Origin of the sequence: Butyrivibrio sp. XPD2002 (assembly GCF_000423945.1) — a bacterium.
Classification (GTDB): domain Bacteria; phylum Bacillota; class Clostridia; order Lachnospirales; family Lachnospiraceae; genus Butyrivibrio.
This window is the reverse complement of the sequence record NZ_AUIY01000004.1, coordinates 141,590-166,239: the sequence shown is the minus strand read 5'-3', so window position 1 is coordinate 166,239 and position 24,650 is coordinate 141,590. Positions and strand designations below refer to the sequence as shown.

At 35.4% G+C, this 24,650-nt stretch carries 24 protein-coding genes, 2 pseudogenes and 1 riboswitch; of the genes and pseudogenes, 2 read left to right on the top strand and 24 right to left on the bottom strand.

Going from position 1 to position 24,650, the window contains the following annotated elements; all coding sequences use genetic code 11:
- Window positions 1–210: 210 nt before the first annotated feature.
- From G587_RS0103680 to G587_RS26095, 7 genes are all read right to left on the bottom strand, one after another.
- Window positions 211–663 carry a hypothetical protein gene (locus G587_RS0103680; protein ID WP_026491143.1) on the bottom strand — a complete coding sequence of 151 codons (453 nt, stop codon included), beginning with the start codon at window positions 661–663 and terminating at the stop codon, window positions 211–213.
- 211 nt (window positions 664–874) lie between these two features.
- Window positions 875–1,018: a hypothetical protein gene (locus G587_RS25315; RefSeq protein ID WP_155829411.1), complete on the bottom strand. Its 144-nt coding sequence runs from the start codon at window positions 1,016–1,018 to the stop codon at window positions 875–877.
- Window positions 1,019–1,058: 40 nt separating this feature from the next.
- A complete protein-coding gene (locus G587_RS21250; RefSeq protein WP_035785630.1) occupies window positions 1,059–1,898 on the bottom strand; it encodes a S1 family peptidase in 840 nt (279 codons plus the stop codon).
- Window positions 1,899–2,044: 146 nt separating this feature from the next.
- On the bottom strand, window positions 2,045–2,641 hold the full coding sequence (locus G587_RS21245; RefSeq protein ID WP_442855748.1) for an IS1634 family transposase: 597 nt from the start codon (window positions 2,639–2,641) through the stop codon (window positions 2,045–2,047).
- A 311-nt stretch (window positions 2,642–2,952) separates the two neighbouring features.
- Window positions 2,953–4,113 carry an HNH endonuclease signature motif containing protein gene (locus G587_RS0103660; RefSeq protein ID WP_026491142.1) on the bottom strand — a complete coding sequence of 387 codons (1,161 nt, stop codon included), beginning with the start codon at window positions 4,111–4,113 and terminating at the stop codon, window positions 2,953–2,955.
- Window positions 4,085–6,175, bottom strand: a complete 2,091-nt coding sequence (locus G587_RS0103655) for an AAA family ATPase (RefSeq protein WP_026491141.1) — start codon at window positions 6,173–6,175, stop codon at window positions 4,085–4,087. The genes G587_RS0103660 and G587_RS0103655 overlap by 29 nt, the downstream gene beginning before the upstream one ends.
- A 213-nt stretch (window positions 6,176–6,388) precedes the next feature.
- Window positions 6,389–6,940 (bottom strand): hypothetical protein, encoded by a 552-nt coding sequence (locus G587_RS26095; RefSeq protein ID WP_051200666.1) that lies wholly within the window; start codon window positions 6,938–6,940, stop codon window positions 6,389–6,391.
- On the opposite strand from G587_RS26095, the gene G587_RS24985 reads away from it, so the two are divergent.
- On the top strand, window positions 6,827–7,306 hold the full coding sequence (locus G587_RS24985) for a helix-turn-helix domain-containing protein (protein WP_242830030.1): 480 nt from the start codon (window positions 6,827–6,829) through the stop codon (window positions 7,304–7,306). The genes G587_RS26095 and G587_RS24985 overlap by 114 nt on opposite strands.
- A 275-nt stretch (window positions 7,307–7,581) precedes the next feature.
- Here the strand turns inward: G587_RS24985 and G587_RS0103640 are convergent, their stop codons facing one another.
- Window positions 7,582–9,177 carry an AAA family ATPase gene (locus G587_RS0103640; protein WP_026491139.1) on the bottom strand — a complete coding sequence of 532 codons (1,596 nt, stop codon included), beginning with the start codon at window positions 9,175–9,177 and terminating at the stop codon, window positions 7,582–7,584.
- Window positions 9,178–9,779: 602 nt separating this feature from the next.
- Here G587_RS0103640 and G587_RS0103635 point away from each other — a divergent pair.
- Window positions 9,780–10,646, top strand: a complete 867-nt coding sequence (locus tag G587_RS0103635; protein ID WP_026491138.1) for a hypothetical protein — start codon at window positions 9,780–9,782, stop codon at window positions 10,644–10,646.
- Between the two features lie 70 nt (window positions 10,647–10,716).
- Here G587_RS0103635 and G587_RS0103630 read toward each other — a convergent pair whose 3' ends face one another.
- The 16 genes and pseudogenes from G587_RS0103630 to G587_RS0103550 all read right to left on the bottom strand — a co-directional run bounded on the left by G587_RS0103630 (window position 10,717) and on the right by G587_RS0103550 (window position 24,614).
- Window positions 10,717–11,259 carry a hypothetical protein gene (locus tag G587_RS0103630; protein ID WP_026491137.1) on the bottom strand — a complete coding sequence of 181 codons (543 nt, stop codon included), beginning with the start codon at window positions 11,257–11,259 and terminating at the stop codon, window positions 10,717–10,719.
- A 21-nt stretch (window positions 11,260–11,280) separates the two neighbouring features.
- Window positions 11,281–11,835 carry a zeta toxin family protein gene (locus tag G587_RS0103625; RefSeq protein ID WP_035785628.1) on the bottom strand — a complete coding sequence of 185 codons (555 nt, stop codon included), beginning with the start codon at window positions 11,833–11,835 and terminating at the stop codon, window positions 11,281–11,283.
- Window positions 11,825–12,055 carry a hypothetical protein gene (locus G587_RS0103620; RefSeq protein ID WP_026491135.1) on the bottom strand — a complete coding sequence of 77 codons (231 nt, stop codon included), beginning with the start codon at window positions 12,053–12,055 and terminating at the stop codon, window positions 11,825–11,827. Before G587_RS0103620 ends, G587_RS0103625 begins: the two co-directional genes overlap by 11 nt.
- Before the next feature lie 169 nt (window positions 12,056–12,224).
- On the bottom strand, window positions 12,225–12,482 hold the full coding sequence (locus G587_RS0103615) for an Ada metal-binding domain-containing protein (RefSeq protein WP_081679322.1): 258 nt from the start codon (window positions 12,480–12,482) through the stop codon (window positions 12,225–12,227).
- A 62-nt stretch (window positions 12,483–12,544) separates the two neighbouring features.
- A riboswitch (cyclic di-GMP riboswitch) is annotated at window positions 12,545–12,619 on the bottom strand.
- Window positions 12,620–12,696: 77 nt separating this feature from the next.
- Window positions 12,697–13,005 (bottom strand): annotated as a pseudogene (locus tag G587_RS21235) (VOC family protein); the annotation flags it as partial.
- A 250-nt stretch (window positions 13,006–13,255) separates the two neighbouring features.
- The gene (locus G587_RS0103600) at window positions 13,256–13,717 is read right to left on the bottom strand and encodes a hypothetical protein (protein WP_026491133.1); all 462 of its coding nucleotides are present in this window, start codon (window positions 13,715–13,717) and stop codon (window positions 13,256–13,258) included.
- Window positions 13,718–13,742: 25 nt separating this feature from the next.
- Window positions 13,743–14,426, bottom strand: a complete 684-nt coding sequence (locus G587_RS0103595; protein WP_026491132.1) for a hypothetical protein — start codon at window positions 14,424–14,426, stop codon at window positions 13,743–13,745.
- Window positions 14,419–15,228, bottom strand: coding sequence for an ImmA/IrrE family metallo-endopeptidase (locus G587_RS0103590; protein WP_081679319.1), 810 nt, complete (start codon window positions 15,226–15,228; stop codon window positions 14,419–14,421). Before G587_RS0103590 ends, G587_RS0103595 begins: the two co-directional genes overlap by 8 nt.
- 44 nt (window positions 15,229–15,272) lie before the next feature.
- The gene (locus G587_RS0103585) at window positions 15,273–15,593 is read right to left on the bottom strand and encodes a helix-turn-helix domain-containing protein (protein WP_026491130.1); all 321 of its coding nucleotides are present in this window, start codon (window positions 15,591–15,593) and stop codon (window positions 15,273–15,275) included.
- Between the two features lie 474 nt (window positions 15,594–16,067).
- Window positions 16,068–16,592: pseudogene (locus tag G587_RS26715) on the bottom strand (dTDP-glucose 4,6-dehydratase); the annotation flags it as partial.
- Window positions 16,593–16,662: 70 nt separating this feature from the next.
- Window positions 16,663–17,925 carry an AbiH family protein gene (locus G587_RS0103575; protein ID WP_026491129.1) on the bottom strand — a complete coding sequence of 421 codons (1,263 nt, stop codon included), beginning with the start codon at window positions 17,923–17,925 and terminating at the stop codon, window positions 16,663–16,665.
- 211 nt (window positions 17,926–18,136) lie between these two features.
- Window positions 18,137–18,643 (bottom strand): AAA family ATPase, encoded by a 507-nt coding sequence (locus G587_RS0103570; protein WP_026491128.1) that lies wholly within the window; start codon window positions 18,641–18,643, stop codon window positions 18,137–18,139.
- Between the two features lie 369 nt (window positions 18,644–19,012).
- Window positions 19,013–19,582 carry a hypothetical protein gene (locus tag G587_RS0103565; RefSeq protein ID WP_026491127.1) on the bottom strand — a complete coding sequence of 190 codons (570 nt, stop codon included), beginning with the start codon at window positions 19,580–19,582 and terminating at the stop codon, window positions 19,013–19,015.
- Window positions 19,569–20,681, bottom strand: coding sequence for an AAA family ATPase (locus G587_RS24090; protein WP_026491126.1), 1,113 nt, complete (start codon window positions 20,679–20,681; stop codon window positions 19,569–19,571). The genes G587_RS0103565 and G587_RS24090 overlap by 14 nt, the downstream gene beginning before the upstream one ends.
- A gap of 205 nt (window positions 20,682–20,886) precedes the next feature.
- Window positions 20,887–22,572, bottom strand: a complete 1,686-nt coding sequence (locus G587_RS0103555) for an SWIM zinc finger family protein (RefSeq protein ID WP_026491125.1) — start codon at window positions 22,570–22,572, stop codon at window positions 20,887–20,889.
- A 158-nt stretch (window positions 22,573–22,730) separates the two neighbouring features.
- A complete protein-coding gene (locus G587_RS0103550) occupies window positions 22,731–24,614 on the bottom strand; it encodes an AAA family ATPase (RefSeq protein ID WP_081679318.1) in 1,884 nt (627 codons plus the stop codon).
- Window positions 24,615–24,650: the final 36 nt, after the last annotated feature.

Genomic DNA, 24,650 nt, shown 5'->3' with positions numbered 1-24,650 from the left:
TGTCTTGATTTCTCCGGTAGCGGATGCTGCTGGATGTTCTTAGAGTCTGATTGTTCTTGAGTTCCTCACCGTCGGTGTGGAAAGTGGAGCAGTTATTATCAGTTGTGTCAAGGGTGGCGCCGAGATTCATCTATTCCCCCATAATACTTTCCTTTATTCTTCTCACTTAAGCTTCAGATATGTTCAAATATTATTACAACGTTCTATCCATTATTTAAATGAAATCTCGTATCCCATATCCTTAATATACTTTAAATACTCATATACTCTTGCACGAGATTTTTTCCCCTGATCCTTTCGCATCTCATAGATAGCTTCATACATAAGCGCATATTCATTTTCAAGAGATGTGTCAAAAACGCCTAAATCATCTGTATTTATTGATACCTTTACTTCAGGATTATTTTCATTATCCTCCAATATATAGTTGTTAAATCTAGTTATAGGGTGCTCACAGTATTCATTAAACGGTCCTATTAGCACATTTGATGAGGGATTACACTCTATGGATATACCTTTATCAGCGATTATTTCAAGCATTTTATCCTGCATAGCACGCATCACACCTTCAAACCATTTCTCTACCTTAACATATTCTTCCTCAAGTCCCCTATTAATACAATCAACATCATAATGATAAAATGACGGGACTTTAGGTAACATAGGACGTCTTATTCCGCCTCTGAGTAATTCCTATTATTAGGCATTTTGCCCATGCCCTAATCTCCCGTGATTAGCCTTAGTTCTGCAGTTTTGTTATATTTACTAAGTAACTTAGGAGAGAAATTCTATGATGCAATTGGAATTATTATCTCTTCCTTCAAGCTGCCGTTTCATCTCACGCCAAGGCTCACCAAGAAGGTCACTCCATATTTCATTCCCTTTTTTTCATATCTAGCGGCGGTAAAGGAACTGCTTTCTTGTACTCATAATCAGCACGATCCTTAAGTCCATATTCTTTAAGAAGTTTTACAGCTTCTTCTGCTCCGCAAAAATCGTTGTTTTCCGCATTTGCCATGATAAACCTCATTCATACTTTCTACGCTTCCACGTCATTATCAATCAATGTCAATCCGCTTTCTTTCAAGTTCTACTGTTTCCTTGATATATTCTGCCGGATTCGCAAATGCCAAGCCACTATTCTCACTTCTGATTTCTACTGCCTCTTTTGTCTGTTCGTTTATTAATCTCTCACGATATGGAATATACGAATTAACAATCCCCACCAATACTGCTCTGTTAAGTGCTTCTGTTCCCTTAAGTGATCCTATTTCTGGTCTGGCGATAATCGGACTTCCTGAATTACCCGGATAATTGTGAATATCTACTAAAAACTTCTTTTCATCCTTCATCAAATCTGGATCCATCCGTGCTATGCATCCGCCTCTACAAATAGGCGTATTTGAATACTTTCCAACCGTCATCTGCGGAATCGGAAATCCTATCATAAATACGGAGCCACCTTCATAGCCAACATATTTGATATATTCATCAGATTCCATGACATTCGTGTCCAGAACATAGCCGTAAAAATTCAAGTTGTTTTTTTGTACAATCTCAGGATTGATAAAAACTGCTGCAATATCAACATTTGGATCAATATGATTTGAAAAACATGCTTTATTATCTATTAAAAGTGGCAAATCTATTATCACTAATTCATCTGTATCTTTCCGCTTTAGTCTTATTACAATTGTATTCTCGCCTTCTAAAACATGCTTATTCGTGACTAAGTATAGTGTATATTCTCTCTCCTCAGCATCTCTGTCCTCAGAACCATTCTCAGGTCTTAGTACAAAAAATCCTGTCCCAAACCATCTAAGATCATTTTTGTTTAATGGATTTCTTCTCCCAATAGAAACAACCGCAGTAACATAATTTTGTGGTAATAATGCCATAGTTAAGTCACTCCTCTCTCAACCACTGTGCCTGATTCAACTTTCATACATCTTGTTATTCTGTTCATTCCTTTAACCACAGCTCCTGGTGCAATGTGTACGCCATCTTCAAGCCCAAAGTCCCGTCATTTTATACCAAGGTTTGATCATGCCGGGACATCAACCCCCATGAGCTCATAGAGCTCACGCTGTTTCATTGTTATCTCAGACAGATGATGCGCCTTGCCAGGCTGCTGGCAGTACTCAATGGTATCCAGCTCATCAAGTAATGACTGTATTTTGTAGTTAGTGAATAAGCCATTTTCATCCATCTGTTTTTTGATATAAGACACTATCTGAAGGGCTACAAACTGTACAAACTGCTTGCCTTCAAAGTTTTCTTCTGATGCAACGGACATGCGTCGCATCGAAAGTCGTTCCTTGAGGTTGCCAAAGGATTTCTCAATAAGATCCTTAAGGCAGTATATGCGCAGGGCTTCCACGGGATCCTTGATTCCGTTGGACATAAGAGCAAAGTATCCGAAGTTCTTCTCTGCCTTGCGGATTGCATCTTCTTTGTAGCTGTAGGTTTTACCTCTGACAGGTGTCTCGTTTATTGTAAAGTACTTCTGATAGAGCTTTTCATCAGCAGGATCAGGAGTTCCATTTACCAGGTTGTATTCAAGACGATCAAGCATTCCATTGAATCTCGTCTTGTCATCAGTTGCCTTCTGGTCATTATAGTAGAACGGCTTGCCCCTGATCCCATAGTCCTGTTCTTATTGTTGGTATATATAAATTATTACGTTGTATATGTGTTGGAGCTATTAGAATATCCGTTTTTAGACAATTTAATATACCAATATAAAAAAGACCTTACCTTACGATGTAAAGTTCTGCTTGACATTCAGAAAGCATTTGATGTAGCAATGCCTGATGGCTGCAGTCCGGACTACACGTCTAAGAGAAAGCTCGCAAAACGACGTGGTCGCCCACGCAAGCCGTTATTGGAACGTGAAGTTTGATACAGGACTTTTTAGTATAAAATTTGCAAAATTCATGGTTGTTAGTATCTTCAATTATATTTCACAATGTCATATATCGCTTTGGATAAGATTTCATTTTGGAACATATCACTATCAAGGCTAACACCATAATACATTTTATCCCCCAAGTACCAGTGAACAAGCTTTGCCATTATTTTTTTCACTGATAAATGAAGCGACCTGCTTTCCAACAAGTATTTCTTCTTTTGAACATACTGAAACTCATCAACATCTGACTTATACACCTCATTAAGCCCAAATAATTCTATGTTATTCTTTATCAGATTCTTCTGTTCCTCCGAAAGAGCTCTCTGGGGACCGCTTAAAGTCCATCTTAAATCACTTACAGGTTTCTCACCTATTAGTTCTTTAACGGATGCATATCTCAATTCCAATATAGCAGCATCATCAAATCCTTCCAGATATGGATTTAGAATTTTCAATTTCTTATCTCTTTTGAATAACTGGTTACATGGTTTACATGCTGGAATAAGGTTGTAAAAAGAAAGTGCAAAGAGAGGAAAGTCACTTTTAGGCTGAATATGGTCAATATCACCAAGGTATTTCTTATTGCCATATTTTGTTATTGATTGGATATACTGTCTGTTACAATAAGGGCAAACCTTGATGTTAAGGCGAGATACCAATTCGCCTTTTAAATATGAGTCCTTATCGAGCCAAGCCCAACTAATATGATTTTCAATAAATAATTTGCTATAATCAATATATTTCTTTGCATCTTTTAACATGTTTTCAAAATTTTTCCATGACTGTTTAGCATCCGAAATTTTTGCTTCTTGCTTCACAGTATTCAGCTTCTCATATATTATTAGCAGTTCACTTATATGATCCTCAATATATTCCGTTCGTTTTTCTAAATATTTAGCTTTATTATTACGGTTAGATTTTATACTTCTTATACGACGTTCATAAAGCATTCCTTCTGTGAAAAGCTCGATAATTCTGCAATATTCTTCGATTACATCATAGCGTTCTCGTAATATATCTACCGGAACTGATATTAACTGCCTAACATTATCATAATCAGTTAGCCAATTATCCAGTTTGATTACAAAAGGATGATCATGCGGAATTATACTAATAGTCGCATTCTTCTTTACTATTTTCACTATCTCATCTGTATACCAATCATTGATCTCATCAATATTTGATATTTTTAGATGTATCATCGATTTTCTCCCCTATAATATAATCCAAGGTTATTTTTAATCTGTTAAGGCGTTTCAGTAAACTGGTCTTAATAAAGCCTCTTCCTATTACGCTTACCTTCTCTGATATTTTTCGTAGCTCATTCATAACTTCATAACGTTTTTCATCAAGTATCTTCTTCCTATCAACACAATCTATATCATATTCCATCAGATGCTCGCACAATTTATCAATATCATCCTCGATTTTACATATTTCTGAAATGATATTGTCTGCATAATTCTCACCAAATTCTCCAAACAAAGAATCCACAAAAAAATCATTATCTAGAATGTCATTTATATTACTCAAGAAGCCATACTCGCTTCCTATTTTCACTCTGGTTCTTCCACTCTCCTTTTTCATAGATATGACATTATCCTTCATAACATCTGATAACATTATAGGTGAATGGGTACTAATTAAAATCTGATAATTGTACTGACTCATTTCTTTTGAAGTCAAAAATGAACACAGATTTTTTATAAGTCTTCGACTCCATTCAGGATGAAAACCAAAATCTGGCTCGTCCAAAAGAAGGAGACATGTGGCGCCAGATCTTTGTTTTGCTCCCAATACCCCACTCCATAAAGTCGCATAAAGATTTAGAAAATATGCTTCGCCAGTACTCATACCATCAAACATAATTTTAATGCAGGATTCTTGCATTATTTCATACTTATCCTTTATGTCCTTATCGATTAAGTTTACTAATGCTTCGACTGACGAAACAGTAATATCAGAATAAGGAATCTCTATTCGATCCCATCCGACAAAGTAGCGTTCCGGTATGTTTTTGATATCTTCGACTATTTTTTGAGACAGTTCATAATCGATTCCACTTTTAGGTATTCCATCCTTCAAGTTTACTATCGCTTTCGACTCATTCTTTATAAACTTCAGCAAATATACGATGCGTTTCTCAACAGAATAATAATCATCAGAAGAAATAGTTTCATATGTTTCATTGAAATCATAAGTATCTATAAGTTTTTCCTTTTGGTTCACTAATATATATGCTATCTCTTCAAGAAATGCTATTCTAAATGCATCTACATTGTTTAATTTTGCTGCTTCTCTTGGCACATTATTTTGCATTATGAATGCTTCTGTAGTTTCAGCCGCCAAAGTGTTCACAAGAAGAAAGCCTTTGCCATATATTCTCTCTGCAGCATTTAATTCCTCGTTTTTCTCACTATCATTTATAGTTTTAATAATGTCATCCTCATCTCCATAATCAAAGATGTTAATTGCTTTAGGCTGAAATACCTTTAATAACTTTATCTCAATTTTACCACCTGGTTTAGTCTCCATCAGCTTTTTGAAGTCATCATCAACATATGATTTTGAAATAAATTTAATAATTCCAGAATAGTTAATTGTTTCTACAGGTATCCTTTCAAACGTTCGATCTGCACCACTATCCTCATCTGTAATATAGCTGTTCCCACTATACCACGGGAGCCTAATATTGTTCCTGTATAAGCAAAAAAACAATTCGTCATTTGGTCGTTGTATATTATTGCCAGAGGAATGATAATACTGCAATAAATTAGTAAACTTAGCTATATTATTATCGTAATCGTATCTGAAACATAAAGAATAAGTATATTTGACTTTACTAGGCAAATCTTCCCTCATAAAATCCAGTTTTTTTGGCCAATATCCCTCCATTGCAAATACATCATCTATAATATGGTATACAGCAAACCAAAAAATTTTTACTGTTTTTTCTCCGCCTTTTTGCTCAGAAACCAAAGGACTAAACTCTCTTATCCTGTTTTGCTGAGTCTGCCCCAATAGCCTAAATAATGTTGACTTTCCTGAACCGTTATTTCCAATAATCATATTTATACCAAGAATATTTTTACCGTATACTTTTGATTCAAGCGATTGTTCATCTACAACATTCTTCTTTATACTGAGGTGCCCAGTCTCTTTGTCGTAACTTACGATAAATTCTCGATCAAAATTGAATTCGAGATCGTTAAGTCCTCTATCAATATTTCCAGTATTTAAATAGATCAGTTTTGCTTTTGACATGCTTTCCTTTTGTCTCCCCGTATCACTAATTTCATGATTATTACTTGAAGTCCCGTCATTTTATACCAATGGTTATTCATGCTGGTACATCACCCCCATGAGTTCATAGAGCTCACGCTGTTTCATTGTTATCTCAAACAGATGATGAGCCTTGCGGATTGCATCCTCTTTGTAACTGTAGGTTTTACCTCTGACAGCTGTTCTCTTTTTCTTTCAGTAATAGAAGTCATCATATAGGCTGTCCCCATCCCCAACTTTGATTCTTCTATTATACCATAAAAGTACTTTGATCCTAGATGAATACTGGATTTGTGGCACTTTTGTACAAGAAAAATACCTGATATTATTCATCATTTTTACATACGAAATATCGTAATAAAATGGATTATCTATTCCCAACAACGTTTTCATAAGCATCTTCATGTTAGTTCTAGTCTGTTGCATTTCATTATATTGAGCACCTTTGAAATATACTAATGGGGCTGCTTTTATTTCCTTTACATCACCACAATTAAAGCTTTTCTTCAGATTATTTTGATCTACTATTTTATAGTATGTATAGCACTCAAGAATACATCTAAGCATGGTTTCTCTATTATCTGGTTTTTTCAATTCGAGAATATACATAATATCTTCATTTACAGAAAGCAAATCTATTTTTCCAGCTTTACTAATCTGTTTATCCTTCAATGGTGTCTGATAATCAATGATTTTTCCTATCCCATCAAAACCGCTGAATCCTGGTTCTTTACATCTTTTAAACATGTCGCGCCACAGACCATTGAACGCTGGTACCGCAACTACAAGAAAGGAGGTTTTGATGCTCTCATTCCTGCAGGCCGTGTGGATCAGGGTCTGCCCCGAAAGCTGGATACAGATCTTCAGGAGCAGATCAGATATCTCAAAACCAACTACCCCCGCATGTCCGCAGCATCAATACACAGACAGCTTCAGGATAATGGAAGCATAAAAGCAGGTACCGTTTCCGAATCAACAGTTAACCGCTACGTCAACCAGCTTGCTCTTGAAATGAAAACTACAACCAAACAAGACATACATCTGTATGATGTGACAGATATTTTGCCAAAGCATGATATTTTTCATCAGCATTCTTGTACATTGATGGCGTGATGTCCAAGCTCTCAATTATTCTTAATATATCTCGTTGTCTTTCATTTTTCTTGATCATAATTACTCATTTTTTTATTATCATGTTAATAGTTTTCCATGTTTTTTATTTATCACTAACTCTATATCTCTCATATGTATCTTAGTGTAATTAACAGCAAATAACCTCTCTTATATAATACCTATTTCGTATTTCTCTATCTTTTAACAAGCCATCCTATCTTTTACTTTCTATTGTTATTTTTAATAACTGTCATGCCATCCCATGGATATAAAAATCACTTAGCCTTATTTACCCTCTCAACAATTTTTTCAATAATTGGCTTAAGATTTATCAAAACTCTTTTTTGAGTTTCACAATCCATATTGCATATATAATCACAAAATTTCATTTTTAAAAAATCTTTTTTTGTTTCAATTTGTCCATAATCCTTTTGATATGTATGTGTCTCGTAAAAATTGTCTAACAAGGAGATATTATCTAACTCTAATGCATTTTCTATTCCTTTATTCATAATCTTATGATCACTATAGTATGGCATAACCATTATTATAATATTCCCCTCATCATGCTCCTGCCGCTTTGTATCACAATCAAACAAAAAAAATTGTGGCTTATCTAGATTTCTCCCTTTCATGAATTTAATACCATAATTTAGGCTTTCAGCACCAGTAAACTCTTCTTTATCCTTCTTCGTAAGATGTCCTATCCACTGAAACTCTATATTTAATTCTTCTGGATTGAATCCAAATATTTCCAATGCCTTTTTAAAATATTTTTCATCTGTCCTTCCCTCTACATAAATCACAGACTTACCCGTATCTGCATCAAAATCGTCAATATTGAAAGCATCTTGTATAGGACTTAATGAATTGCATTCATAATATTCTGGTTTATCATTAACCACAATATTACCGTCCTCATCTCTTTTCAAAACTATCACTTTATCCTTTTTTCTGGTTTTGTTATGAATAATAAATGGAGAATGAGTAACAATAAAAATTTGTGATGTCTGTATACCATCATTATCTGTGAAAATATTTTTGTAATAATCTAATATTTTTTTCTGCCACTCTGGATGTAGACTAATTTCCGGTTCGTCAATAAAAACAAATGCTCCACTAATTGCATTTATATCCTTCAGCAAAAAGCAACCTCTGTATACTATTTGCTTTTCACCTGAACTCAAATAATCTATTGCAATTTCATCTTTTCCTTTAGCAAATACTATTGCTTTGCTATTATTCCTGTTTTCTACCCTGCAATAAGTAAGCTTATCAAACATCTTGTTAAATGCATTCGTAAACCTATTCATCCTTTCTCCAGGAATAATGCGGTCTATTGTTTTTTCTCCTGTCTCTATAGCCCTTCTATAACTCTCCGCCGTTTCTGCATCATCAATACTTTGAATATCTACAATTAACTGTTTAATCTCTTTAGGTAGATTATTTGTTGATCTACGATTTTCTTCATTTTTATCTAGCTCTGAACTTGTAATAGTTTGTATATTTCCACCATTGAAATTTATATCTACATCAGAAAAAATAGCTCTAAATGGATATATGTTCAGAACTTTCGGAGCACCCTGAAAAGTTGAAATACCCTTTTGGTCCCTAATATAAATAGCATCATCCATTTTATAATATTGTAAAACTATTTCATCCCCATCTTTGTCTACAATCATCTTTAGTTCACAATATGAACTAAATCCTACCGCCTTATACAATGCATCTAAGACCGTGCTCTTACCTACTCCATTCTCGCCTGCAATAATAACTGTATCCACCGGATTTCCAGATAAATCACAAAAATCCAACTTTAAGTCTTTCAATATAGGATGCTTATGAAATTCTACACTTTTTATCTTATACATTATTTTCCTCACACCAATAAAATAATTACCGCTAAACAAATACTACCGTAATGATTATAACGCCAAACCATATTATTGAAATCCTGTTAAGAATATAAATATAATTAATTTTCAACATTCCTCCTATGCATGATCTTTACGCCTTTTTCATATCAGCAATTACGACATTATCTGCTTTTCATTTATCTTATTCTGAATTTCTTTTTATTTAAATTCTCAGTTTTTTGGAGTTCGATTGACAAAGAGCGCCGATTAGTAATTTTGTCTATCCTCACAACTTCTATTGTAGTGTGTTTTCCGTTTTTCAAGTATGATCTTGTTCTTGGGCACAATATTTCATTCCATCTGATGCGAATCGCTTCAATCGCTGATGGTTTAAAATGCATGCAATTCCCAGTTCGTCTGGAGTCTCTATGGGTCAATAATTACGGTTATGCCACCGGTATGTGCTATGGTGGTATTCTGCTATATATCCCCGCGATATTGTATATAATCGGTTTTCCTTTGAGCGAAGCATATAAGATCTTCATTTTTATTATCACGCTGGCGACCGCCACTATTTCATATAAGTGCTTTGCCAGGATCAGCAAGAATTCTGCGCAATGCGATTTATTCCGCTTATTATTCTCGCTGCTTTTGAGCTTCTAGTAGATAATAAAAATAAGCTTATCCCTGTATATCTTGTCACAGGTTTTACAGGCTTAATAGAAACCCATGTCTTAAGCACACTGATGATTTCTATTTTCTTTGGTATATTTATTCTTGTTTATTTTAAGAAAACCTTTAATAAGACTACTATTTTTGTTCTGTTGAAATCAGCTCTGCTTACTATTTTTATAAATGCCGGATTCCTGGTTCCTTTCATTGATTATTATGTTTCTGTTCCAATGAGCGCTACTTCAGGCGGGATTACTACTATACAGAATCAGGGCGCATTTTTCTCACAGCTTATATCCTGGTTTGGGTATTCAAAAGGTGGCAGCGAACCCTATTTACATGGGCCAAATGAGATGCCCCTTGGAATTGTTGTTGCACTGGTCGCTATAATACTTGTCATTACTTTTTCAGTTTTGATATCTGAAGATAAGCATGTACCGAAAGCGGCCTATCCTATTGTTGTTTTGTTCGCTTATTTGATGTCGATTAATGGGAACTTAAATAGATCTGTGAAAGCAGCACTGATGGCATCAGCTGTTTTCATTACTGTTTTCCAGAGCACCTGGTATTTGAATGATTATTATCTTCAGGCTGATAGTGCGCGACATGTGGGAGTCGATAATGTTGATCATTATTTATATTTCATAGAGTATGGTCTTACCGATACTGATAGGGAGCTGACAAAAAGTATCCCGGAAGTGGTGTCAGACGATGCCGGGTTGGTGATAAACAATTCCTCTCGCAGGGGATATGATTTTAAGGGTAGTGAAGTCAGACCCTCAAAAACTTTGGCAAACCCTCAAAAAGTTTGATTATCCTATTTTCTATTATTCATTTTTTAGTCACACCACCAAGATTATCCCTTAATAATACCAATTACCATTAAACTCTGAACGAGACAGATAAGCCAACCTCTTCAACAAGACTATTTACTTGCTTTTTAAAATCAGCCTGAAGGGCAGAATTATAATCTTTCAAACGTAGTTTACACCAACTTTCAGGACTTACAATTTCATAGGTCATATCATACTTCAGTTGCGTAATCAACAGCGAAAAAGAAGCAAGTATAGGGAGATAATTCCGTTCTTTAACATTTTGGGATTCATATTCATATGACATACGCTGCATTTTTATTGCAATTTTTATTGCATCATTACTACCATAAGCAAGAACTCTTGATAGAATTGCACTATACTCTTTATTAAAGTCCTCATTCATTGTTCTTGTATTTTTAATCATGTCATCCATTAACTGACATATATCATAAGGTAACGTTTGTATTTCTTGAGCTACTAACGCCATCTTATCTTTTTGGATCTCATTATGAAAATTTATCGATGTCATAATGTATGTTATTACAAATCCCATTATTGTAACAAATACGGTAATAATCGTATCAAAATGATCTACTAGAAAAGTCTTCATGTCTCTTTCACACTTAAAACACTATCCCATTAAAGCAATTATGCGTTCTTCGCTCCACAACTCATTCGGAAAAATAGAAATATCATCTTTATGTTTACGAATAATCCTTACAGGTTCTATCGTATTATCATAAACATGCAAAATATCACATATCTTTAACATCTCTTTTATATTCGAAAGAGATTTATCATAGCGCGAAATTATCTTTTCTTTATCAACTCCATGTCCACCTTGAGCTACACGACTTTCAACTCTTGCTACATTAATATATGGATCTACAGTAAGTACAAAAACACATTTGATAAAATAACCTTCGTTTTTCGCTTTTTTAAGTATGTCTAGTTTGTATTGTGATGATAGAACCGTCTCAAACGTAAAGTCTCTCTTATCATCTATCGATGCATACCTTCTCTCATCCACAGCTTTTGCTGCTTCAAATGGATCTCCACCTGTAGATGCTACAACATCATCAGCATTTGTGTATTCACCAACTATATCAAAATAAGGAGTAATTGTACTTTTGCCAGACCCATTGGGACCAGCAAATACTAAAATCATTGGTTTTTTAGTCAACATATGTCTTTGTCCCGTCAGGATTCTCTACAAAAGCTTTTTTTGTTTCCAAATCATAACCTGCTATAGGTTTTTTACATATTTTCGCCTTCTGAATAGCTGCCTTTACCGCTGCTTTTGCTCTTTTGTCCATCTCTCTATCTCTGTCACTGATAATTCGCGATGAACTCCATTTACTATCAGCAACCTTTACAGTCATATCACCAATCACTATGCTTTTCATTTGTGTACCTCATCACAATATACAAAATGGGACTTTTATTCAGTAATAATCAATAAAAATTATATCACAAAAACAACATACCAACAGAAAATGCGTTCCCCAAAGTAACTAACAAGATGCAGATACGCAATTTAAATCCATTTTAACCTAAAAATTATAATAAGTTTCATCAATTATCAAATATTGGCGGCTTACACCTTTTACAAGGTCGATACCCATTATCTACGGCATCCTTAAGAGTCGTTTGAATTTTACTGTGGCTAAGACTTGAACATCCATCCTTATGATAGCAGTCTCCCGTCTTTGTAATATAGACCACAGTATCTCCGTTCGCAGCAATGACCGATATTGTGTCAGCATGTCCTCCAGCAATCATTACTGTTACTATTGCAAGTGTCATAATTGTTTTCCTAATAATCATTTTCATAGGCATCTCTTTCTCAGAATAACTCTGTAAAGAAAAAACACCGCATTGTTGCAGTGTTTAAAGGTTGCAGCTGGCTGACTCATAGAGTCCCTATAGCTTTGTGTCGCCAGATCGCTCTGGGTTTACTAATTCTTATTATGATTATATTTTTATAGCATTAACAATACAATAAAATTTACATTAAATTTTTCCGCCAATAAATCTAATGGACCCATTATTCATGTAGCTCTATTGGCAGCCCGTCCGGATTCTTCATATAGCAGTACCTGATACCAGTCCAGTCTTTTCCTACATCTCCACACTGAATACCTTTTTCTGCTAAAGCTGAAATGGTTTCTTCGATATTTAGTGTTTTTAATGCAAAATGGCGCAGGCCTAAATTTTCAGGATCATTTGCTTTGGCTGGATGACTTGTATCTATGAACATCTCTATCTGCATTCCGTAGCCTTCCATAAGAATAATGGTGTCAGTTGGCCTGTCTTTTCGAAAGGTTACTGAAAAGCCGAGCTTTTCATAGAATGTTACACTTTTCTCTGAGGATTACGGTTTTGTAGAATCCGTCACGTTCCTCTTGGGTCTTGAAGCGTTGGAGTATCTGCTCTTCAGATCTGAATACTATGGGTCAGATGCCGCTAAGTCCGGGTCTGCATTTGCTCATTGCTTTCTTAACCTCGGGGCGGTAGCTTTCATACTGCTTTTTAACCTGGGGTCTATAGCCGATTATGCTCATATCTCCGTTAGTGCTTAAACTTTCACCTATTTCTTATTAGTTTTATTCAAATGGTCTCCACCCTCCAGGTCTTGAAGGCACAAACTCATTTGGCCTTGGCATATCCCCGGAAAAAATCATTCGCAAACATTCCATAGGAATCACCACTGAATCATTACCGTTATCAAAAGCTATTGCTGCCGTTTCTTCTCTATTAAAAATATTATTTAGAATATCCTTAGCAGATGCTTCACAATAATCTTCAGGACTATTACTGTTTCTAGCAGCTTTCATGCTTGTATAAAACATATATAACCTGCCCATCTCTGTCGGAACAAATAAATGATGTACCATCCCCAGGCGTAGTGGATCAAGCTCACATTTAATAACAACACTAAGGTCATCATCATATGCATGTTTCAAAAGAACTGAAAACTCTATTAACTTTTCTGTGAGGGAAAGATCTGAAGTATGAAAAGTAGCTACTAGTCTATCAAGTTCTTTCCAAAATCTATATTTCGTCATTAGTACCAAAATCTTCAGTTACACTCTATTTTGTCTTATGTGTAGTTTCTAAATACAATGTTCTATTATTCCATATCTTATGTATCTCTTCGCGGCGGGATCGCTCTTGCATAACATCCAAAACATGCTTCATATCCTTCCAACTAAGACCACAATTCGGATTTGATGCAATTTGAACAATTACATCCATTGAGTCATATATCTCCAGCTTATTATTCCGAAAAGATATATGTCGATTTGCTATATCTCTCAAAGCTTCAATATCAGAATCTTCTGTTAATATAATCGGTAAATGCATGTATGCAGCCATCAATATCATATGAACATCTCCCAAACTACTTCCTTGCTTATGATGTTCATAAATATCAATTCCATCAAATGATAGAAGCATTCTTTCTGCTTTACAATTATGTTCCGCTTCCAACATCCTACGTAACTCCTCATACAACAGCTTATAATATCCCTCATAAAGAACTTTACTACTCTCATCCTTTATGAAATCAGAATATTCTTTTTTAAAAATATAGCCTTCATCCAAAAGATTTACATACGCTGCCTTAAGAGACAACTCATGTTTAGCAATATATGGATGAACAACTGGTATGATCTCGTATTCGTTAATTACACGCTTTAAATTATCTATATCACATGCTGAATTAGAAATTTTCTCCAAAAAACATGTGTCAACAACCGCTTCGCGTTTACACATCCACATTTCCTCCAGATTCCAAATCTATAACATCATCCGAAGGAATAATATCAGCAACTTCAAAGTCTTTTACAGTCTTCAAAATTACATACTTACTCACACCTGGTTTACCAGTTTTTTCTTCAATCAAGTCTCTTAGACCAGGAATTGTTTTTTTATTAGTGCATGTATCTAAAGTCGTATTAATGTCATCTGAAAAAGCTTTTATCAATTCATCAACTTCTTTTCGATCGTTCTTAAGAACTTCTGCTGTTTTTTCGCTAATAATACCAACTTCGACTAACCTTCGTCTTACAGATTCATACGTAACCATATAATCATTCATCTGCAAAACCATAACTTTGATAAAATCGTCCAGTCTTATTCTCGATTTATCGCCTTCAATTTGTTCTACATGTTTATTAAATGTATTAACAAAAGTATTAGTAGGCATTAATAGCTCTGCTGCAAAACGATTAACTATTTCTTCTTCCATTCCAACTATACTATCATCTCTTAAATACTTAGCTATCTTTTGAGCTACATTCCATACATGTCCCAGCTCATGAGCAGCCGTGAAAACCTGCTTAGAAAGTGGTTTGGCAGTATTGATATAAACAAAATCTGTCAATTTTCCATTCATCATTCGCTTTACATGAAACCCGCAATTATCCTCATTTACTAATGGATAATATATAACAGAGCAATGTTTTTCTAGAACAGCGAAAATATCATCCCTTATTACATCGTTCTTTACTACATAATCCTTCTTAAGCTTTGTAATCATTTTCGGCATACATGCCACAATTTCATCCCATACCATATTTCAATACCAAAAAAGGCTGCACTTTTGTACAGCCTTCACCTTTATGATTCTACTAATTCAACATATTCATCAATTAAATCTAGTATTCTGTCTAGATTATCTGGATTTGAAAATCCTTCCATGCATTCCAAATTAGGAATAGACAGTTCAGAATCTAGTTGAAGCAAGTTATTAGGAGTCGTCCCTAAAATCTCAGCAATTTTATCTAACATTTCTGGAATTACCAACAACTTTCCTTCTATAATTCTCCAAACATCTCTTTCTGAACAATTTAACTTATTAGCGATAGTTATAGGTTTTATGCCCTCTTTGCGCATCAACTCGCCTATGTTATCGCCAAGTATTCTGCCAAAGTTAGCCATAACGCATCCTCCTATCTATAAATAATTCGAATTGAACACATATTTGATAGTTTAACAAAACAATTACTGAATTGCAACCACCCCATATATAATATATCATAGTAGATTCAAGCACATTCTAAAAAAATCATTAATTTTCATTTCCTCTAGCAATCTCTACCTTTCCAATCACTAATCCACATCTCCGCCAAAGAAGCGAACATTTCTAGTGCTCACTCCCCATTCGTTTTCCAAATCAAAGTTTTCAAGTTGATCTAATGAACAATACTTTACTAGGCCACCATTCCAATTTGGCTCTCTATCAAAGCCATTATCTGTAATTCTTTCCATTATAAAAACAAAATGATTGGCACTTAACGTTCCGGTTGTCCCATCATCAACCGTAGCTGAATACATCCAGTCATTGCCTCCCCAAAGCGGATTCTCAACTATAGTAATTCCACTCAAATTAAACGCACAAAAATGCGACAGCCCCTTAACAAACATATCTGAGCTTGCCTTACTAGCTGAATACGGGCTGTGGGGATCGTAAGGAGTTGTCTCGTAGAAATATGCATCAGGATCCTCAGGAAGTGAACCGTAAACCTCATCTGTACTTACATGAAGGAACTTCATACCTTCCTTATAAGAGCCATCGGGAAGCTCCCATGCCTTCTTGGCTGCATTCAGCATTATTGCTGTACCAAGAACGTTAGTCTCTGCGAAGATCTCGGGATTAACGATAGATCTGTCAACATGACTCTCAGCGGCAAAATGTACCACGCGGTCGATGTCGTTCTCCTCGAAAATCTTGTTAATAGCCTCTCTGTCGCAGATATTAGCCTTAACAAATGTATAGTTATCTCTGCCCTCTACATCCTTTAGGTTCTCAAGGTTACCTGCATAGGTGAGGACATCCACATTGATAATGCGGATATCCTTGTCGTACTTTTTAAACATGTAATGAATGTAGTTGGAACCGATAAATCCGGCACCGCCTGTTACAAGGTAGGTTAACATGTTGGTTTGTATCTTTATTGATTTATATCCTTGTGTCACACTTCCTAATTATTTTCTGTAATTACTCCAATCAAACCGTTTTCGTTTGTATAAATCTAATATTTGGATGTTCTCCACCTGTACGTACTATAAATTCATTCTGTCCAATCACTCTAATCAAATTCTTTAGCTGATCTGCATACGACTTTCTTGAATGATAGTAAATGGTCGTATTAACATTCTCATTCAATATAAGTTTTCGCAAAATATCTCTATCTGTAACGCCCAGAGAATGACCATAAATAAATATTTCATGTTTGGGGTGATTATCTTCAAAAATTTTGACCTTCTTTCTGAGTGATTTTTCAAAATCTTCATAGTTATATCGCTCATCTGAAATTGGTGAATTATTAATCAATTCATATTCTATTTCATCATTATATAAAAAATCTCTTGCTTTTTTCTCATATTCCGCATCTTGCTTTATTTTAAACGCCCAGTCATCAGACAGCCTTTTACAATTAAACAATTGTCTTTGATAGTATTTCTTAAACTCTACAAATCGTAAGTCATTATCTTTGCGATCATCATGGTAGTATTCGTCTATGCCTAAAACTATATCATTATTCTCTAGATTTCTTGATGCATCTGCCTTCCCGTGCAAATAATCATATTCTATTAAAGCATTCCTCTTCCCATAAACCCTTTCATAAGTATTAGTATAATTGAAACTGATAACTTTCGTTGGGTTCAAATTCGCTATTTCCGTGAGCCTGTCATCTATTTTTATTTCATTTATGCATAATGATAAATATAATTCTAATGCCCGTCTGGTCTTGCTCAAATCTTCCAAAAGCATTCTTATGATATTTCCAATGTTAAAACTATACTTTCTTGCAACTAAATAACTGTTGCATCGATCAAAAATAGGATTTCCAATAGATTTTAAGAGTATCTTATTTTCGATGGCATTGTCTATTCTTTTTATAACTGCCTGAATTTCCTCCTCAAAATCTATCCATTTTTCACCATGGATGCTTTGTTTTTCAAAATAATCCAACCAGAAATTATTGTTTAACAATGATTTCCATACTGGCAATTGTGCTAACAGGTTTTCATTGTCATTTTTTCCAGCTTTAATGTTTTCACTGATCTTATCGGAAATCTTGTAATCCAAAAAGCTTAATGAATCGTAAAAAGCACCTTCATCTTTTCCGGCCACTTGATCAAAATTCATTAAAGCCCTCATGGAATTTACAAACAAAAGAAAATCTTTATATCTTGTTGGTAACCCATGTGCTATATCAAAACCATTCCCAATAACTAATATGATCTCTTTATTCAATACAGACATATTTCTTTTAATAAATTCCTCCTACATAGGTATATTCTTCATTTCACAGAAAAAGTAAACTACCTTTACGTTATCCAATAGTCTCATGCCTTTTATCCATAACTATTCCATCTTGATATTTCCTTATAAATTTTTTCTATATTACTTTTTAAATCCAGTATATCAGCAGAATTGTCATAGGTAATATACTTACTCATTGTTCTTGCATATTCTACTTTATGTTGTGAAAATCATTACAGTTATCTTTTATATATAGGGGAAACTCTGTATATTGGTCTATCTGTTGAAGCTTACAATGAAACACTTTATTAACTGCTTCCGCTGGTAAATAGTTCTCTATCTCTTTTCCTTTTGTAATCCAACATATAAGACTTCTTCCTATATATTTCCTCGAATAGTCATAATCGCTAACCATTATATTTAAAGAAAGCGGACTCGAATATGTATCCTCTGTAAACCCATATTTTAGATGTTCTTCATCCAAAATATAAATTAAACGTTCTCCTTCCACCTTGTCGATAATTCTATTTGATTTATTAGCCTTTATCCCATAAGAGCTTTCTAAAGCATCAATTAAATTTGATTTACCGCTGTTATTCTTCCCAATTATTAAGGTTATATTTGGATCAAAACTAATGATATATGGTCCCTTATTTTTAAAACTCTTATACCGATCAAATTGTATAGCTGACAATAAAGATTTAGTTTCTTCAACCATATTTTTTCTCCTTAGTTATCGTTAAATGTCAGAAATGCGCCCCTTCTGACAACAACTCTACAGCTTTTGGCATGTATAGCCTGGTAAAATCCAAATATTTCGGCTCATCATTTACACCAATCAGCAACAAGTTTTATAAATATGCGGAAATACCTCTGCTATATGTTGGAAATATCCTCATTGTTATAAGAGCATGTGTCAAAAATCCCCTCAAGGAGACTCGCGATATTCCATTGTCTACTTGAGGGGAATCATACTAAACTGTCTAATCCTGATTCTTTTAATACAGTGATCATTAACTATTTGATCCTTTTACAAATCTTTTATAGATATTGATATCATTTTTTATTCTTTGTAAATCCTTACATATCATTTCTCCGCTGATTTTTGCTTTTTACATATTCTTACATACTCTTCCTTCGCTTTTTGCAATGAATGAAGAGCAGTCTCCACATTCTCCTCCTCATTTTGAAGAAAAATATACATCTTGTTTGCCTCTTTTTTACACGAAACTGGTTGCCCTCCATGTCTAAACTCCATGTCCTCATCAACGTTCTTCCCGTTAAAGTAGGCAATCCAAGTCTCAATCTCTCGTTTTGGAATCCAGATAAGCATCATTTCATCATCGATATCACCGTCAGGAAAGGACTCACTGTATGATTTATGCAGAAACTGCTTTCTTTCATCGTAAGAATATTTGTCAGCATCTATACATACCAACAAAGTTTTTCTCAAGTGTTTATTCCTATGAAGCAACTCCAGCTCTTTTGTTAATCCTGTTCTTACATGTGCCTCTCCGCAACCTACTCCGGCAGGTATTGGTACAACAGAAATCTTATGTGTATTAATACCCAGACACTTTAAAAAAGCAACCAAAAAGGTTCTCATCTGCGCATCCTCACAGAGAATTGTGTATTGATGCTGATTACTCAACTTCATCTAACATACCTCTTACTATCAGTTCAGAATAGGTAAATAAATCCTTATTGTCCTTATTTTTTAATGGATCATCAACTATTGTACTTTCACCGGAAGATAGTCTGGATAACCAAATCCCATTTGCTACTGCAAAATAATCTATGACTTCCGGGTTGTGTGAAATCATCAGACATTGTCCATTGTCTGATATCTCACTTTCTATTTCAGTACACCAGGGTTGTATCTCTCTAAGGGATAAATAATTATCAGGTTCATCCAACAAAACTGTGTACCCCTTCTTTATGAATCCGTAAAGAAGTAAATAAAGCGAAAATGTCATCCTTTCCCCATCCGACAGTTCGCTAAAACTGTATGAACAAAGAACATCATTATGTTGATATTCTGCTTCCAAACGCCTTCCAAATTGGCTCACATTAATACGATATTTCCTTAAATCAGGATATATTTCCTTAAGTGTATCCATAAGCTCAGAGTATACCTCTGGATCAGACTGAACAGCATATGCATAAACCGATGCTATGTTAGAAAAATTAACCTTAGCTCCTAATTCTTCATTCATAACAATATCTACCATGGCCTTAGGATCTGGAGAACAGAATATTATGCTATTTACAACAGATTTGAATCCGAAGATTAATGTATGATTATTATCAAACGGAGCATAGCTAACGCCTGATACTGATGAATCAGTAAGCACAGATATCCCGGTATAATCGTCATCAAAAAGAACAGCACTTCCTTTACTAAGTTGATATAATGTTTTCCCATCACAAGTAACCTTTTCTGATATAATGGTACTTTGGTTCTTATATATATCCTGTTCTATTTCCACAACATAAGTAAACTTATGCGAAGTATCAGAAAGACCTAATTCAAATGTCTGAATCTTGCTATTTGTCCACCTTGTCAATGTTAGAGGTGAAAAGAATAAACGCATAGCTTCTTTATTTCCCCTAATCAGTTCCAAAAGTGAAAACGTCAGCGAAAAGATGTTACTTTTTCCGCTGCCATTCTTCCCAAGAATAAGGTTCACCTGCTTAAATTCTATTTTAAAATTCACGAATGATTTGTAATTATTGGCATATAAATAATCAATCATAGTTTATTCTTCCCTTCAACATATCCAATATAGCCATCCATCAAACTCTCAAAATAATAGCTTATCATAATTATATAATCAGAATATCGTTTTTGAAAGGTACAATATACTCGTATGATTGGCACCCTATCTGATAAGCCTGCTGATTGCCTATCGATATGAAATTGCCACTGCCGATCCGTATCTTTACTCGATTAAGATAACTTCAACTGTACCATCGATACCCCTCCAGCATCTCACACATAACCTTCCTTGTAGGATACATCTCCATCCATTCTAGCGCGAGCTGCCTTACACGTGCCTTCCCGCCGGTAAACTGGGACATGCGCATCAGGTATCTGCTCAGATCATTATATCGTGAGCGATTGCAGGCTGCATCTGCCAATCTGGAAACAAACTCAGAATAAAAATCCAGGATCTGCTCTGAATACTTATCCGCCAATGCAAAACCATACTTGTTTACCAGTCTCAACTTATCTTTCTGCGCCCATATGGTATCAAACAGCTTTTCCTGCATCTTTTCATCTGCGAGGAATTCACACCTCTTATCAATGTCCTTTCTGAAACCGATTATCTTAAGGCGTTCTTCTGACCATTCCTTATCAGTACACATGGCGCGATATGCCCTAAAGTCCTCCAGTGATGCTCCCTGATTGGCCAAAATATCTGCTCTTCTCTCAAGTTTCTCTGACTCTTTGTCCTTATTCTGGGCGTATAGTTCAATGAGCCTTTTGGAATATGAATGCACCGTATACTCAGAGTCCTTATCATATTCCTTGCCAAGTTTAAGGAGGCTGATCTCTTCCTTGGTATCCCCCTGCTCCCTGGCTTTCTTAATAAAGTAATCCCGGACTGACTTAAAGCTCATGTAACCACGCATGTATTCTTCAGTTTCTTCATCCGTTGCGCCAAGGCGCTTTGCAAATATATTCCGAAGTTCAATAGCATCACAGCTGTATCCGTAATACGAGGTAAAAATGCCAGGGCACTGTGTCTGGCCTTTGCTGCTCTCTATCTTCCCCTCAAGGCCTTTTATTATTTCCCGGAGTTCATCATCCGACGCCAGCTCGTACTCAAGGAAATCCTGCAGCATGTCTTCCATATAGTCAATCACCGTGCCATCATCAGAATGCTCCTCAAACCATTCCTTAATACGCTCACGCTCCCTGGACTCACAGTTTTTGATTATGTCCTGCCACAGCTCATAGCAGGTACTTGAGATTGATGCTATCTCCCCATCATCATCAATGTCCCAGTTTCCAAGCTTGGTATAAGCATACATGGAGGTATTAAAAGCATCCATGTAGCTCTCATTATCGATCAGTTCTCCAATTCTGTTTCTAAGAAGGCTGTTCAGGTCGGATTCGAAAGACATAGCGCTATAGTAATCTATATCCCCAGCCCTGCCACTGTAGGCGTTAAAGACTGAATCTATTTCCTTTTCTATCTGCTTTACATCAGAAAACATCCCTATGCCGAGATGCGCTCGGATAAAGCTCTCTGTCCGGTCGTCCTGATTTGCAAGATAAATCAGAAGCTTTTCAATGCTCTTACGGTCAGCAGATCCAATAATCTCTTTAATGTTTTGTATTTCAGCACCATGAGCAGACATGGCTAAAGCTCCGCCTGATGTCATACCATTATCTGCCAGGTATAGTACAGCTGCCATATGTTTGCACCACTCGCCCTTTGCAGCATACGGGCAGGAGCAATATCCGTCAGTAATCTCAGCCCCCGAATACCTTATCTTTACCTTATAATACTCACTCCCCTGAACAACTGCAGATATACAGTCATCAGTCTTTACAAGATTTGTAACAGAACCATCACTGGCATAATCCCAGCCTCTTTCCAATATATGAGAACGAAACAATCCTTTCCAATTGAGCATAATAGTCCCTCTTTCTGTTTGGTTCCCTGCGAAGAACCCATAGAGTATTTACACAGACCATTATACCGCATAGACATCTCTCTTTCTCGATATAACTCTGTAAAGGAAAAACCAGGGTTAATCAGTTGTTTATACTGACTGATCCTTCTACTTCTTTTTCATCCAATCAAAACTTTCTTTCCTTCAAATGCAAATCCATAGTGATGGATATTTTCCTGCTTTATCCCTCTAGCTAATAAAGCTGCATCATAATTTTTCTCTATGATCTGATTTAAAGCTTTTTGAACTGTCTCTTCGAGAGTCTTCTCATCCTCCGGATCATGAACTTTAAATTCCAGAACATATGCCGGAGAATCATTGTCTTTGGGCTCAAGACATACATCGTTGCGACCAAATCCGCTCTCTCTGTTTGAAATGATGTTGTACCTATTTCCTAAATCTACTATGAGCCCAAGGACAAAGCCGTGATAAAATCTCTCTGGTTCAGTGTTGGAAGACGGTTTATTACCAACATCAAAACTGGAAAAGGTGTTAAGGGCCATATCATTCATGAAGCGATTCATGTACTTTACATCATTTAAAAGAAGCGCTTTTATAAAGTCATTGTATCTCACACTATCGCCTTCAAACCAACGCTTTATCATATCCTCAAATGCATGTCTGACCTCAAGATTTGTCAGGGAGACACTGCACTTTTTGCGCACTCCCTGATTGTCTATAGCGTGGTCTATCTTAAGATAACCGGCAGCAAGTAAAAGGCTGTAAATACCCGATTCATTAGTATTTATAAGATTAAAAACTATTTCATCATCTATAAGTGCTTCAATGCTATCACCTACCAAGAGACTTTCCATAGCCTTCTTTACATCTACGCTACCTTCACGGATTAGTTTTTCAACTAAAGAGTTTTCGTTTGTGTTCGCCCAATAATCATCAAGTGTCCCCGTATCAAGAAACTGAGTGATAGACCACGGATTGTAAATATCTATAGCTTCTCCTATTTTAAATCCGTCATACCATTCCTTTACATCAACAGCGCTGTCATTCAGTTCATATGCCGACAAAGCATTTCTGACTTCGTTTTCTGTAAAGCCAAAGTCAGTATTGTATTTTGCGTTTGTCATAGTATCTACTTTTAGGTTATTAAGATCTGAAAAAATAGATTCTTTGCTGATTCTGGTAATTCCTGTCATTATTGCTCTCTCAAGATGTGTATTGGTCTTGAAAGTGGAATTAAAGAGATTCCGAATAAATCCGGTCATTTTATCCCAGAAACCATTTGTATATGCTTCCTGAATTGGTGTATCGTATTCATCCAGAAATACAAGTACCTTTTTCTTGTAGTATCGGTGCATCATTTCACAGAGAAATCTTATCGAATCTGCAACAGTTGCATCTGTCATATCATATGTAACCATGCTCCAGAATTTCTTATCCATTTCTGTAATATATGGTGCTTCTATAAGATGGCTATTGTTTCGGTAAAGACTAACGATTTCCTGTATTATCTGACTGCGAGATGTTTCATAATCTGTTCCCTTAACCGATGCGAAGCTCATAAACAGAACCGGGTATTGACCCTGAAGCAGTCTATATTCTTCATCGTTCCATATGGATAATGATGTGAATAATTCACTACTTCCTTCGTGACGATTAGAAAAAAAGTAGTCAAGCATACTGAGATTGAGTGTTTTTCCAAATCTTCTGGGTCTTGTGATAAGAGTAACAACATCAGCACTTTCCCACCATCTTTTGATAAAGGAGGTTTTATCAATATAAAAGTAACCATTTTCTATAATGGCAGCAAAATCCTGGTTCCCTATAGATATTTCAGGTTGAGCCAAAGTGTTTTTGTCTGACGTACTATTGAATAATACACTCTCCAATGCTAGCAGAGTATCTTCTCTTGGTGCTGGTATCTTTCCACCAATCACTTTTTGAACAGTGCTAAGAGGAACACCTGATCTTTGCGAAATGACCTCATATGTTAACTTCTGTTCCTTTTTCAGTTTTTTGAGATTTTCTATTCTTTTACTGTTCATATGATGTGTACTCCGATTTGATTACGAGAATTAGTT

Bases quoted from the DNA above. Each gene is read 5' to 3' on its own strand.
- G587_RS0103680 (WP_026491143.1), bottom strand. From the start codon at position 663: ATGTTACCTAAAGTCCCGTCATTTTATCATTATGATGTTGATTGTATT.
- G587_RS25315 (WP_155829411.1), bottom strand. From the start codon at position 1,018: ATGGCAAATGCGGAAAACAACGATTTTTGCGGAGCAGAAGAAGCTGTA.
- G587_RS21250 (WP_035785630.1), bottom strand. From the start codon at position 1,898: ATGGCATTATTACCACAAAATTATGTTACTGCGGTTGTTTCTATTGGG.
- G587_RS0103660 (WP_026491142.1), bottom strand. From the start codon at position 4,113: ATGATACATCTAAAAATATCAAATATTGATGAGATCAATGATTGGTAT.
- G587_RS0103655 (WP_026491141.1), bottom strand. From the start codon at position 6,175: ATGTCAAAAGCAAAACTGATCTATTTAAATACTGGAAATATTGATAGA.
- G587_RS26095 (WP_051200666.1), bottom strand. From the start codon at position 6,940: ATGTTTAAAAGATGTAAAGAACCAGGATTCAGCGGTTTTGATGGGATA.
- G587_RS0103640 (WP_026491139.1), bottom strand. From the start codon at position 9,177: ATGTATAAGATAAAAAGTGTAGAATTTCATAAGCATCCTATATTGAAA.
- G587_RS0103635 (WP_026491138.1), top strand. From the start codon at position 9,780: ATGCGATTTATTCCGCTTATTATTCTCGCTGCTTTTGAGCTTCTAGTA.
- G587_RS0103630 (WP_026491137.1), bottom strand. From the start codon at position 11,259: ATGAAGACTTTTCTAGTAGATCATTTTGATACGATTATTACCGTATTT.
- G587_RS0103625 (WP_035785628.1), bottom strand. From the start codon at position 11,835: ATGTTGACTAAAAAACCAATGATTTTAGTATTTGCTGGTCCCAATGGG.
- G587_RS0103620 (WP_026491135.1), bottom strand. From the start codon at position 12,055: ATGAAAAGCATAGTGATTGGTGATATGACTGTAAAGGTTGCTGATAGT.
- G587_RS0103615 (WP_081679322.1), bottom strand. From the start codon at position 12,482: ATGAAAATGATTATTAGGAAAACAATTATGACACTTGCAATAGTAACA.
- G587_RS0103600 (WP_026491133.1), bottom strand. From the start codon at position 13,717: ATGACGAAATATAGATTTTGGAAAGAACTTGATAGACTAGTAGCTACT.
- G587_RS0103595 (WP_026491132.1), bottom strand. From the start codon at position 14,426: ATGTGTAAACGCGAAGCGGTTGTTGACACATGTTTTTTGGAGAAAATT.
- G587_RS0103590 (WP_081679319.1), bottom strand. From the start codon at position 15,228: ATGGTATGGGATGAAATTGTGGCATGTATGCCGAAAATGATTACAAAG.
- G587_RS0103585 (WP_026491130.1), bottom strand. From the start codon at position 15,593: ATGGCTAACTTTGGCAGAATACTTGGCGATAACATAGGCGAGTTGATG.
- G587_RS0103575 (WP_026491129.1), bottom strand. From the start codon at position 17,925: ATGTCTGTATTGAATAAAGAGATCATATTAGTTATTGGGAATGGTTTT.
- G587_RS0103570 (WP_026491128.1), bottom strand. From the start codon at position 18,643: ATGGTTGAAGAAACTAAATCTTTATTGTCAGCTATACAATTTGATCGG.
- G587_RS0103565 (WP_026491127.1), bottom strand. From the start codon at position 19,582: ATGAAGTTGAGTAATCAGCATCAATACACAATTCTCTGTGAGGATGCG.
- G587_RS24090 (WP_026491126.1), bottom strand. From the start codon at position 20,681: ATGATTGATTATTTATATGCCAATAATTACAAATCATTCGTGAATTTT.
- G587_RS0103555 (WP_026491125.1), bottom strand. From the start codon at position 22,572: ATGCTCAATTGGAAAGGATTGTTTCGTTCTCATATATTGGAAAGAGGC.
- G587_RS0103550 (WP_081679318.1), bottom strand. From the start codon at position 24,614: ATGAACAGTAAAAGAATAGAAAATCTCAAAAAACTGAAAAAGGAACAG.